Below are 11,450 nucleotides of genomic sequence, written 5' to 3'. Positions count from 1 at the left end.
CGGATTACTCCTTCATTGCCGGGGGAACGGCGGCGCCGACACGGCTGCCAGCCGGCACCGGTGGCAACTGCACCGGTGCGATGGGGGAAGTGGGGGCGGTGGCCGGTGCGGTGGCGGCCTGTTCGCTGGCGCCGCGGGCAGCGCCGGTGGCGGCATTCAGGCGTTCGCCGAGCGGGTCCACCGAATGACTGGTGTCGGCCAGGATGATGACCATCACCCGCCGGTTGCGATTGCGGCCCTGTGCGCTGTCGTTGTCTTCGCGGGGGCGGAACTGGCCGTAGCCGACCATCGCCAGCCGCGATGGCTGCAGCCCCTGGTCGGCAAACAGATGCACCACGCTGGCCGCGCGCCCGGCCGACAGTTCCCAGTTGGACGGGAAGGTGGCAGTGGCAATCGGCACGTTGTCGGTGTGGCCTTCCACGCGCACGCTGTTGGGCACGTCGCGCAGCACACCGGCCAGGCTGGCCAGGGTGTCGCGCGCATGCACGTCCAGCGCCGCCGAGCCGGTCGGGAACAGGATGTCGCTGTTGATCTCCACTTCGATCCACAGTTCGGTACGGCGCACGCTGATCATGCCGCGGTCGATCAGTGGCGCCAGCGCGGCGGTCAGGCGGTCGGCGATGCTGTTGAGCTGGCGCTCGGCACGCGCGATCTGTTCCTGGTTGTGCACCGACACCGGCATGCGCATCTGCGAGGCCATCGCCGGCAGCAGGGTGGGGTCATGCGAGGGCGCGGGAGCGGACGGCCCGATCTTGGTGCCGGACTTGATCACCGACGGGCTGTCCCAGCCGCCGCCCTGCACCTGCTTGTTGCCCACCTGCACCGGATTGATGGTGCGCGGCGCACCACCGAAGGCATCGGTGAGGGCGTCGGCCATGATCCGGTACTTGCCCTCGTTGACCGAGGAGATCGCGTACATGACCACGAAGAAGGCGAGCAGTAGCGTCATCAGGTCGGCATAGGGGATGGCCCATGCCTCGTGATTGGCGTGCTCTTCGTGGTGCTTGCGGCGGGCCATGTCAGTGCAGGAAGCCGGAGAGGTTGGTTTCGATGTTGCGCGGGTTCTCGCCCTGGGCAATCGAGATCAGGCCTTCGATGACCATTTCGCGGTCGCGGCTGGAATGGGCGATGACGCCCTTCAGCTTGGCGGCGATGGGCAGGAACAGCAGGTTGGCAGAGGCGATGCCGTAGATGGTGGCGGTGAACGCGGCGGCGATGCCGTGGCCGAGCTTGCTCGGGTCGGCGAGGTTCTTCATCACCGCGATCAGGCCGAGCACGGCGCCGATGATGCCCAGCGTGGGCGCATAGATGCCCATGCTTTCAAACACCTTGGCGGCGGCCTGGTCCTGGTGCTCCTGGCTGCCCAGTTCGATCTCCAGCATATGCCGGATCGATTCGGGTTCAACGCCGTCCACCAGCAGCTGCAGGCCCTTGCGCAGGAACGGGTCCTGCTGTGCTTCCACCTGCGATTCCAGGCCGAGCAGGCCCTGGCGGCGGGCGATGTTGCTCCACTCCACGATCTGCTGGATCAGTTCACGACGGTCGCTGTGCGGCGGCCGCACGACCCAGCGCACGATCTTGAAGGCGTGCTTGAACACCGCTGGCGAGGTGTGCAGCAGGATGGCGGCGATGGTGCCGACGATGACGATCACGAACGCCGCAGGCGACCACAACGACGCCAGGCCGGCGCCCTTGAGGATGCTGCCACCAACCAGCGAGGCCAGGGCGAGGAAAAGTCCAATGAGGCTGAGTCTATCCATGGGTCCGGTATCGGCTTGTATGAATGGGACTTGAGACACCGGGAGAATCTGCTGTAACGGAGTTCACAGTTTCTTGTGTCGCCAGGCCTGGCCCGGCGCTACGGTGCGCCGGGTTCAGCAACGAGGTCAGTCGTGTGGGCTGCGCAGCCCGTCCACGTCCAGGATCAGTGCCATGCGACCATCACCGATCAAGGTTGCACCGGCATAACCACGCAGGCCGCGCAGGGCCTTGGGCAGTGGCTTGATGACCACTTCCTCACGCCCGCGCACCTGGTCCACCACCAGCCCGAAGCGTGCTTCACCGGCCTGCAGCACGACAATGGTCAGCAGGGGCGAGGCGGCCGGCGTCACATCCAGCCATTGCCGCAGGTCCACCAGCGCCAGCGTGTGTGAGCGGCGGTCAAGCACGGCGCGACCGTCGAACCAGCCCAGCGAGGTGCGCGGCGCATGCAGCACTTCCATCACACGGGCCAGCGGCAGTGCGTAGACGTCTTCGCCGGCCTGCACCAGCAGGGTCGGCAGGATCGCCAGGGTCAGCGGTACGCGGATCATGAAGCGGCTGCCGCGGCCCAGTTCCGACTGGATCTGGATCTGCCCGCTCAGCTCACGGATGCGCGACTGCACCACGTCCATGCCGACGCCACGGCCGGAAATGTCGGTGACCTGCTGCTTGGTCGAGAAGCCTGGCAAGAACACCAGGTGCAGGCATTCCTCGCTGCTCAGGCGGGCGGCGGCTTCCGGATCGATCAGGCCCTTCTCGCGCGCCTTGGCGCGCAGCTTTTCCGGATCGATGCCGGCGCCATCGTCCTGCACTTCGATGCTGACGTAGTCGCCTTCCTGCTGTGCCGACAGGCGCACGTGGCCCATCCGCGGCTTGCCCTGCGCTTCGCGCAGGTCAGGCATTTCCACGCCATGGTCGATGGCGTTGCGGACCAGGTGCACCAGCGGGTCGGCCAGCGCTTCGACCAGGTTGCGGTCGAGCTCGGTTTCGGCGCCGATCAGTTCCAGGTCCACTTCCTTCTTCAGCGAACGCGCAACGTCGCGCGCCACCTTCGGGAAGCGCGAGAACACCTTGCCGACCGGTTGCATGCGGGTGCGCATCACCGCCGACTGCAGGCGCGCGGTGGCGATATCCAGCGTGGACACGGCGCGGTCCAGCTCTTCATCGCGCAGGCGTGTGCGCAGCGTCTTCAAGCGGTTTCGTGACAGCACCAGTTCGCCGATCAGGTTGACGATGGCATCCAGGCGCTTGGTGTCCACACGCACGGTGTGTTCGGCTTCGGCGACAGGCTTGTTGGGTGCGGGCTTGGCAGCGGGCGGGGCCGGCGAGGGCGCCGGTCGCGGTGCCGGTACCGCAACAGCCGCTGCGGTGGTGTTGCTGCCCGGGGCGGCGCCGCCATGCAGCTGGTCGAGCAATGCCTCGAACTCGTCCTCGCTGATCATGTCGTCGGCCTTCTTTGCCGCCGCCACGGTTGTCGGCGCCTTGCCGCCGTGCAGCTGGTCGAGCAGGGCCTCGAACTCGTCGTCGGTGATCAGGTCGCCACCACCCGCACCCGGCGTCGCGGCCGCAGGCGCGGCAGCGCCGCCGCCATGCACGTCGAACTGGGCGACCAGTTCGGGCGGGGCAAAGCCCGGCTCGGTGCCCGAAGACACCGCGTCAAGCATCGACTGCAGGTAGTCCAGTGACTGCTGGGCGGCATCGAAGTGATGCGCCTGCAGGACGGCCTGACCGGCGCGTGCGGCGCCCAGTGCTTCCTCGGCGGCGTGGCACAGCTCGACCATCGCGGTGATGCCAAGGAAACCTGCGCCGCCTTTCAGCGTGTGGTAGCCGCGGAACACCGCGTTGAGCTGTTCATTGTCCTGCGGTGCCTGTTCCAGCGACACCAGCTGTTCGCCGAGGCGATCCAGGATCTCCTGGGCCTCGATGATGAAATCGGCAGTGATGTCGTCGGCTACTGCGCCCATGGTTACAGCCCCAGATCCGACAACAGGTCGTCGGCGTCGTTCTGCGAGACCGCATGGCGGTCCAGTCCCTTCAGTGCCGGCCCAGCCAGTTCCGGATCGGTGCGATGCTGTTCCGGCGGCAGGCCGAGCGCGCCGAAGCCTTCGTGCACGCGGCGGACGATGCCCACCACGCGACGGATGATCTGCCCGGTCAGGTCCTGGTAGCTCTGGGTCAGGGCGATCTCGGTGAGGTTGTGGCGGATGCGGTCGAGCTGCACGTCCTGGCCCGGCTGCAGGCCGTCGGCGCGCAGCTGTTCGGTCAGGCTGCGGCACTCTTCGGCCAGGTCCAGGGTGCGGTGCGTGGCCTGTTCGGTCATCGCCACCACGTGGTCCAGGCGCGCGCAGGCATCGTCCAGCTCGCCGGCTTCATCGGGCACGGTCGGCAGTTCGCCCAGCGCCTGGCCCAGCTCGCGGGCCAGCCGCGAAAGGCCGCTCATCATCGGCTGGGTGCGCAGCGCGACCAGGCCGTCGATGCGCTGGCGCCACGCCGCCTCGTCGCCGGATTCCAGTGCATCCAGGGCTTCCTGCAGGCGCAGGGCGAGGGCGCTCTTGTCGACCGTGGTATCCATCAAGCGCTGGCCGCCAGGCGTTCGAAGATCTTGCCGAGCTTCTCTTCCAGCGTCTGTGCGGTGAACGGCTTGATGATGTAACCGTTCACGCCGTTCTGCGCCGCTTCGATGATCTGCTCGCGCTTGGCTTCGGCAGTCACCATCAGCACCGGCAGGGTCTTCAGCTTGGCATCGGCACGGATGGCCTTGAGCAGTTCGATGCCGGTCATCACCGGCATGTTCCAGTCGGTGACCACGAAGTCGAACGGCTGGCTCTGCAGCAGCGACAGCGCGGCATGCCCGTCCTCGGCTTCGGCGGTATTGGTGAAGCCCAGATCGCCCAGCAGGTTCTTGACGATACGACGCATGGTCGAGAAGTCGTCGACGATCAGGATGCGCATGTTCTTGTTCAAAGCAGAGTTCCTTTGTTGATCAGCTCTCGAGGCCGGCGTCGGCCGCCTCGAAAATCTTCAGTCGGCCACGCAGGCGCAGGACCGCCTGGCCGTGGATCTGGCAGACCCGCGACTCGCTCACGCCGAGCACTGCGCCGATCTCTTTCAGGTTCAGTTCCTGCTCGTAGTAGAGCGACAGCACCAGCTGTTCGCGCTCGGGCAGGTGGCCGATGGCATTGCCCAGCTCGCGGCCGAATTCACCGCGCTCCAGCACCTGCTGCGGGGTCGGGCCGCCCTGGGCGACGGTGTCCAGCTCGCCCTGGTCTTCAATGCGCGACTCCAGGCTCAGTACCTGGCCGCGCGAGGCGTCCTCCATCAGGCGCAGGTACTCGGGCAGCGGCATCTCCATCGCGGCGGCCACTTCGGTGGCACTGGCGGCACGGCCGGTGCTCTGCTCCAGGCGGCGGATGGTGGCCGCAGCGTCACGGGCACGGCGGTGCACCGAACGCGGTACCCAGTCGCCACGACGGATCTCATCGATCATCGAACCGCGGATGCGGATCGAAGCGTAGGTCTCGAACGAGGCACCCTGGTCGGCGTCGTAGCTGCGCGAGGCTTCGATCAGGCCCATCATGCCGGCCTGGATCAGGTCGTCCACCTCAACGCTGGCCGGCAGGCGTGCGGCCAGATGGTGGGCGATGCGCCGCACCAGGTCCGAGTGCTGGGCGATGACCTCATTGGCCGCCGTGCGCTGGACCTCTCTGTACTGGGCGGCGCCTTTCATGCGGCCACCCCGCGCTGCTTGATGATGCGTTCGAGGAAGAACTCGACGCCGCCGCGCGGCTCGGTCGGTGCCTGCCAGCGGGCGGTGCGGCGGGCGATCTCGGTGATCGCCAGTGCCGACGGGCTGGACGGATAGGCCTTCACCACCGGCTGCTGGCGCTGCACCGACAGGCGCAGCCAGTCGTCCTGCGGCACGCAGCCCAGGTAGTTCAGCGAGACATCGGCGAGGAATTTCTCGCAGACGCGGGTCAGCTTCTCGTACAGCACGCGGCCTTCGTTGGGGTCGCGCACCATGTTGGCCACCACCTGGATGCGGTCCACGCCACGTTCGCGCGACAGCACCTTGATCAGCGCATAGGCGTCGGTGATCGAGGCTGGTTCATCACAGACCACCACCACGGTGTCCTGCGCGGCCTGGCAGAAGGTCAGCACGCCATCGGTGATGCCGGCGGCGGTGTCCACCACCATGATGTCCAGCTCGCGCTCCAGTTCGGAGAACACGTTGACCAGGCCGACATGCTCGGCCGGGGCCAGCTCGGCCATGTGCCGGCGGCCGGACGCAGCCGGTACCACCAGCACGCCGTTCGGGCCTTCGATGATCACGTCATCCAGGCTGCAGCGGCCAGCGACCAGGTCGGCCAGGGTGTTGGTGGGGCTCAGGCCCAGGATCACGTCGATGTTGGCCAGGCCCAGGTCGGCGTCCAGCAACAGGGTGCGTTTGCCCATTCCCGCAAGCGCCACGGCCAGGTTGGCCGATACGTTGGTCTTGCCGACGCCGCCCTTGCCGCCGGTCACGGCAATCGTGCGCACAGGGCCGAGCGGCTCGCTGCGGGTCGCCGTCAGCGGGAAGGTGGTGGTCAGCTTGGCGTACTCACGCGACGGCATGGTTCAACTCCGGGTTGCAGGGCATATCGGCCGCGCGGCGCAAATCTTCAAGGCGAAGTACAAGATTGGCTGCACTGGCCCGGTGCAGGTCGTCCGGGACGTCCTGGCCATCGGTCACCCAGGTGATCGGCAGCTTGTGGTCCACCGCCACCGACAGGGCGTTGCCGAAGCGGCCGGTCTCGTCCAGCTTGCTCAGCACCAGGCCCTGCAGGTTGGCCGCGCCGAAGCGGCGGACCACCTCGTCCATGTCGCCGAAGCTGGTGTTGGCCGGCAGTACCAGCAGGGTGCGGACCTGGCGGGCGGCGCGCAGCCACTGCAGCTGGGCGGCCAGCGCACGGTCGCGCGGGCCCAGGCCGGCGGTGTCGATCAGCACCAGCTTGTAGTCCTTCAGGCGTTCCAGCAGCTGGTCCAGGTCGGTGCCGCTGTTGGCCTCGTGCACGGCGATGCCGAGCTGGCGGCCGTAGCCGTACAGCTGTTCGCGGGCACCGATGCGCATCGTATCGGTGGTGACCAGGGCGACGTCGCGGGCGGCATGGGCTTCGGCGAAGCGCGAGGCCAGCTTGGCGATGGTGGTGGTCTTGCCGGCGCCGGTCGGGCCGACCAGGGCGATCACGCCGCCTTCCTCCATCGGATCGACCGGGGCGATCGGCAGCTTGCGCGAGATCAGCCCCAGCATCAGGCCGCGGCCGCGATGCGCTTCGGTTTCCAGCGGGATCTGCATGGCCACGTCGCGGGCGATGCCGGCGTCGAAGCCGTACTCGTCCATCAGGTCCAGCGCGGTGGCACGCACCGGGCTGCCGCGCAGGCGCTCGTCGGTGAAGCGGTTCATCTCGCGCTCGATCACCTGGCGCATGCCGGCCACTTCCTGGCGCAGGTGGCGGATCTCGGCGTCATCGGCGACCAGGGTCAGCGCGGGTGCTGGCGCCAGCGCCGGCATCGGTGCCGGTGCAGCCTCGGTCGGCTGCACGGCAACCGGCGCGTGTGAGGCTTGGTCTTCGGGTGCCGTGGTGGCCTGGAGGGCAACCGGCAACGGCGGCGGCGTCACTGCCGGCAGCAGCGCGCTGTCTTCCAGCGGCGGGTCGATCTGGAAGCGGGCGCGGTTCACCGGCGCGGCTGCCGCAGGCGAGGGTGAGGGCGCCACGATGGCGTCGGCGAACGGGGCGAAGATCTGTTCCGGCAGCGTCGATTCATTGACGGCGGCGCGCGCCAGGGTGGCGGCGAAGCCGGTGCTGCCACGCGTCGGCACGATCTCGTCGGCGCTGTCCAGGGTGCGGCCGGTAGCGCCGACGGCGGCGCGGGCGAGGGCGGCGACGGCCGAGGTGGTGGCGGCCACCGGCTCCGGTGCCGGGGTGCCGCTACGACGGCGGGTGACCGCGGCGATCACTGCGTCGGCGGCGCTGCGCGGCTTCGGCGCGGGCGGCGGTGCCACGTCGCGGCGCGACGCTTCCAGGGCGCGCTGCACGGCGCTCTCATCGTAGTTGGCGGCGGCCACGATCTCGATGCCTTCCTCGATCCGGCGGTTGGACAGGATCACGGCATCAGGACCATGTTCCTTGCGCACCAGGTTCATGGCCGAGCGCATGTCGGCGGCGACGAATCGTTTGATTTTCATGCTGTGGTCACGGGACGAAGTCGGCGGAGTGGCGGTCGGAGAACGCGGATGGTCGGTGGTCTGCACGGTTCGGGTTCCCCTTGGAATCTGTCTGTTGCGGGTGTTTGAAAGTGGTGTCTGTTTTCTGGCGCGTTGCAGGGCGGCGTCAGCTGATCGTTCCGACCAGCTTCAGGCGCTTGTCCTCCGGCACCTCGCTGTAGGCCAGGACCGACAGCGACGGAACGCTGTGGCGGACCAGGCGGGCCAGCGCGGCTCGCACCGGGCCAGGTACCAGCACCACCGCGGGCTCGTTGCGGGCTTCCTGCTTGCTGACACATTCGGCCAGGCTCTGGTGCAGTCGCTCAGCGAGTCCGGGTTCCAGCGCGGCGCCGTTGCCCTGCGTGGACTCCTGCAAGACACGTTCCAATTGCGGGTTGAGGGTGAACACCGGCAGCTCCGCCGACATTCCGGCGATCTCCTGCACGATGAAGCGGCCCAATGCGGTGCGCACGGCGGCGGTCAGCGTGGCTGGGTCCTGGCTGTGCGGGGCGTGTTCCACCAGTGCTTCGGCGATCTTGCGCAGCTGGCGGATCGGAATGCGCTCGACCAGCAGGTTCTGCAGCACGCGCACCACTGCCGACAGCGGCAGCGCCTTCGGCGTCAGATCTTCGACGAGCTTGGGCGCGCTCTTGGCCAGGTTGGCCAGCAGGTGCTGCACTTCCTCGTGGCCGAGCAGCTCCGGTGCGTGCTCGCGGATCAGGTGTGAAAGGTGGGTAGCCACCACCGTGGCCGGGTCGACCACGGTATAGCCCAGGGTTTCGGCCTGGGCGCGCTGGTGTGGCTGGATCCAGGTCGCGTCCAGTCCGAAGGCCGGGTCCTTGCCCGCGATGCCCTCCAGCGGACCGAGGGCACTGCCCGGGTCCAGCGCCAGTTCGCGGTCGGGATGGATCTCGGCAGTGGCCACCGGCACGCCATGCACCAGTACCCGGTAGCCGTTGGCCGGCAGTTCCAGGTTGTCGCGGATGTGGACCGAGGGAATCAGGAAGCCGACGTCCTGGGTCAGCTTGCGGCGCACGCCCTTGATGCGCGGCATCAGCTCGCCGCCCTGGTTGCTGTCCACCAGCGAAATCAATCGATAACCCACTTCCAGGCCCAGCGGATCGACCGGGCGCAGCTCGTCCCAGCTCAGTTCCGCGGTGGGTGCGGGGGCAGCGGGGCGGCCCAGCGCGTTCAGTGCGTTGGCGTCGCCTGCAGCGGTGTCGGCCTGCGCCGGCACCAGGCCCTTGCGGTACACCTTCCAGGCGATGAAGCCGAGGATGGCCGCCAGCGTCAGGAAAGCGACGTTGGGCATGCCCGGCACCAGGCCGACCACGCCGAGGATGCCGGCGGTGATGGCCAGCGCACGGTACTGGCCAAACACCTGGCCGGTCATCGCCTGCGCCATGTCCTGCGAGCGCGAGGCACGGGTAACCAGCATCGCCACCGCGCTGGAGACCAGCAGCGCCGGCAGCTGCGCCACCAAGCCGTCACCGATCGACAGCAGGGTGTAGGTGGCGGCGGCATCGCCGAACGGCATGCCATGCTGCAGCACGCCCACGGCCAGGCCGCCCAGCATGTTGATGAACAGGATCAGGATGCCGGCGATCGCATCGCCGCGGATGAACTTGCTGGCACCGTCCATCGCACCGTAGAAGTCGGCTTCCTCGCGTACTTCCTCGCGGCGCAGCTTGGCTTCCTCGCGCGTCAGCAAACCGGCGTTGAGGTCGGCGTCGATCGCCATCTGCTTGCCGGGCATGGCGTCGAGGATGAAGCGCGCGGTCACTTCCGAGACGCGGCCGGCGCCCTTGGTGATGACCACGAAATTGATGATGGTCAGGATCGCGAACACCACGATGCCGACGGCGTAGTTGCCGCCGATCACGAACTCACCGAATGCGGCGATCACCTTGCCGGCCGCTTCGTGGCCGTTCTGGCCGTTGAGCAGGATCACGCGGGTGGAGGCCACGTTCAGCGCCAGCCGCAGCATGGTGGTGATCAGCAGCACGATCGGGAAGATGGTGAAGTCCAGCGGGCGCTTCACGTAGACCACCGCCAGCAGCACCATCAGCGAGATGGCGATGTTGAAGGTGAACAGTGCGTCGAGCACCGGCGCGGCCAGCGGCACCACGACCATGGCCAGCAGGGCCAGCACGATCAGCGGCGCGCCAAGGCCCTGGCGGATCATTTCAAGCGCGCGGCGGGTATTGAAGCTGGATGCCTGGGCGCTCATGGACGGCCCCCGTTGCCGAACTCATCAACCTGGATGTGCGGCGTGGACGGCATCGGGCCGGTCCGCCAGCTGCGCAGCTGGTAGACGTAAGAGAGGACCTGGGCGACGGCTGAATACAGTCTCACGGGGATTTCCTTGCCGAGTTGGCCTTCCCGATACAAGGCGCGTGCCAAAGGCGGGGCAGAGACGATGGCGACCTTGTTGCCGTCGGCCACTTCACGGATGCGCAGGGCCGTTTCATCCACGCCCAGGGCGACCACGGTGGGGGCATTCATGGCCCCGCCTTCGTACTTCAGGGCCACCGCGTAGTGGGTGGGGTTGACCACCACCACGTCGGCAGTGGGGACCGCCTCCATCATCCGGCGGTTGGCCATCTGCTGCTGCAGCTGGCGGATGCGGCCCTTCACTTCCGGGCTGCCTTCGCTTTCCTTCATCTCCCGGCGCAGCTCCTCGCGGGTCATCTTCAGCTTGCGCATCCAGTTCCAGCGCTGGTACGGCGCGTCGATGGCGGCCAGCACCAGCATCGCCCCGGCGGTGGCCAGCAGCAGCCGCAGGGTGAAGCCCAGGCCGTCGCCGATGGCCGTTTCCAGCGGCTGGTGGATCAGCCCGCGCAGGGTGTTGAAGCTGGTCCAGACCACCATGCCGGCGGCGACGCCGACGAAGGCCACCCGCAGCAGCGACTTGATGAACTCGGCGATGGCTTCGGGGCCATACAGGCGCTTGAGCCCGCTCATCGGGTTCATGCGGTTGATGTCGGGCATCATCGCCTTGGCCGACCAGCGCAGGCCACCCATCACCACCGGCGCCAGGAAACTGGCCAGCAGGCAGACCAGCACCAGCGGAGCGATCACCCACATCAGCTGTAGCAGCAGGTCGCCGAAGTGGCCGAACAGCGCCTTCGGGTGCTGGCGCAGGCTCTGTTCGGGGCTGAGCGCATGGCGCATCCAGGCGCTGGCGCCGCTGGCCATCGAGCCGCTCATGGCCATCACCGCGATCACCCCGGCGCCGAACACGGCGGCCGTGCCCAGTTCACGCGAGCGCGGCAGGTTGCCCTGTTCGCGGGCGTCGCGCAGGCGTTTTTCTGTCGGTTGTTCGGTTTTTTCGCCGGCGGATTCGTTCTCGGACATCACAGGCACTGCAGCAGGGAATGCCGGAGTGCGTGCAAGAATCGTTCCGTTACGGCGGCGCGGGGCATCCACGCATGGCGTGGATCTACCG

Annotated in this window: 10 protein-coding genes; all 10 read right to left on the bottom strand. The window is 67.8% G+C overall.

The genetic code is table 11. From position 1 onward, the window contains the following. Nucleotides 1-4: 4 nt before the first annotated feature. Complete coding sequence (gene motD, locus AC07UW_RS09485; protein ID WP_495211917.1) at nt 5-1,018, bottom strand: flagellar motor protein MotD; 1,014 nt, start codon at nt 1,016-1,018, stop codon at nt 5-7. A gap of 1 nt (nt 1,019) precedes the next feature. Beyond that, on the bottom strand, nt 1,020-1,760 hold the full coding sequence (locus tag AC07UW_RS09480) for a flagellar motor protein (RefSeq protein WP_025878976.1): 741 nt from the start codon (nt 1,758-1,760) through the stop codon (nt 1,020-1,022). Between the two features lie 126 nt (nt 1,761-1,886). Then, the gene (locus AC07UW_RS09475; protein ID WP_495211916.1) at nt 1,887-3,725 is read right to left on the bottom strand and encodes a chemotaxis protein CheA; all 1,839 of its coding nucleotides are present in this window, start codon (nt 3,723-3,725) and stop codon (nt 1,887-1,889) included. A gap of 2 nt (nt 3,726-3,727) precedes the next feature. Next, nucleotides 3,728-4,333 carry a protein phosphatase CheZ gene (locus AC07UW_RS09470; RefSeq protein ID WP_025878978.1) on the bottom strand — a complete coding sequence of 202 codons (606 nt, stop codon included), beginning with the start codon at nt 4,331-4,333 and terminating at the stop codon, nt 3,728-3,730. Next, nucleotides 4,333-4,725 carry a chemotaxis response regulator CheY gene (cheY, locus tag AC07UW_RS09465; RefSeq protein ID WP_005413247.1) on the bottom strand — a complete coding sequence of 131 codons (393 nt, stop codon included), beginning with the start codon at nt 4,723-4,725 and terminating at the stop codon, nt 4,333-4,335. Before cheY ends, AC07UW_RS09470 begins: the two co-directional genes overlap by 1 nt. Nucleotides 4,726-4,744: 19 nt before the next feature. Continuing rightward, nucleotides 4,745-5,488 (bottom strand): RNA polymerase sigma factor FliA, encoded by a 744-nt coding sequence (locus AC07UW_RS09460; RefSeq protein ID WP_025878979.1) that lies wholly within the window; start codon nt 5,486-5,488, stop codon nt 4,745-4,747. Then, nucleotides 5,485-6,372, bottom strand: coding sequence for a MinD/ParA family ATP-binding protein (locus AC07UW_RS09455; protein ID WP_025878980.1), 888 nt, complete (start codon nt 6,370-6,372; stop codon nt 5,485-5,487). Before AC07UW_RS09455 ends, AC07UW_RS09460 begins: the two co-directional genes overlap by 4 nt. After that, nucleotides 6,359-7,984, bottom strand: a complete 1,626-nt coding sequence (flhF, locus tag AC07UW_RS09450; RefSeq protein WP_495211915.1) for a flagellar biosynthesis GTPase FlhF — start codon at nt 7,982-7,984, stop codon at nt 6,359-6,361. The genes AC07UW_RS09455 and flhF overlap by 14 nt, the downstream gene beginning before the upstream one ends. 145 nt (nt 7,985-8,129) lie before the next feature. Continuing rightward, nucleotides 8,130-10,232 carry a flagellar biosynthesis protein FlhA gene (gene flhA / locus AC07UW_RS09445; protein ID WP_032974843.1) on the bottom strand — a complete coding sequence of 701 codons (2,103 nt, stop codon included), beginning with the start codon at nt 10,230-10,232 and terminating at the stop codon, nt 8,130-8,132. Then, nucleotides 10,229-11,359, bottom strand: coding sequence for a flagellar biosynthesis protein FlhB (gene flhB / locus AC07UW_RS09440; RefSeq protein ID WP_033831035.1), 1,131 nt, complete (start codon nt 11,357-11,359; stop codon nt 10,229-10,231). Before flhB ends, flhA begins: the two co-directional genes overlap by 4 nt. Between the last annotated feature and the right edge of the window lie 91 nt (nt 11,360-11,450).

The sequence above is a fragment of the Stenotrophomonas sp. GW821-FHT02D01 genome (assembly GCF_059421765.1).
Note: the sequence above shows the minus strand (reverse complement) of the source record. Positions and strands in the feature narration are given on the sequence as shown.

Bases quoted from the DNA above. Each gene is read 5' to 3' on its own strand.
- flhA (WP_032974843.1), bottom strand. From the start codon at position 10,232: ATGAGCGCCCAGGCATCCAGCTTCAATACCCGCCGCGCGCTTGAAATG.
- AC07UW_RS09475 (WP_495211916.1), bottom strand. From the start codon at position 3,725: ATGGGCGCAGTAGCCGACGACATCACTGCCGATTTCATCATCGAGGCC.
- flhF (WP_495211915.1), bottom strand. From the start codon at position 7,984: ATGAAAATCAAACGATTCGTCGCCGCCGACATGCGCTCGGCCATGAAC.
- motD (WP_495211917.1), bottom strand. From the start codon at position 1,018: ATGGCCCGCCGCAAGCACCACGAAGAGCACGCCAATCACGAGGCATGG.
- AC07UW_RS09460 (WP_025878979.1), bottom strand. From the start codon at position 5,488: ATGAAAGGCGCCGCCCAGTACAGAGAGGTCCAGCGCACGGCGGCCAAT.
- AC07UW_RS09480 (WP_025878976.1), bottom strand. From the start codon at position 1,760: ATGGATAGACTCAGCCTCATTGGACTTTTCCTCGCCCTGGCCTCGCTG.
- AC07UW_RS09455 (WP_025878980.1), bottom strand. From the start codon at position 6,372: ATGCCGTCGCGTGAGTACGCCAAGCTGACCACCACCTTCCCGCTGACG.
- AC07UW_RS09470 (WP_025878978.1), bottom strand. From the start codon at position 4,333: ATGGATACCACGGTCGACAAGAGCGCCCTCGCCCTGCGCCTGCAGGAA.
- flhB (WP_033831035.1), bottom strand. From the start codon at position 11,359: ATGTCCGAGAACGAATCCGCCGGCGAAAAAACCGAACAACCGACAGAA.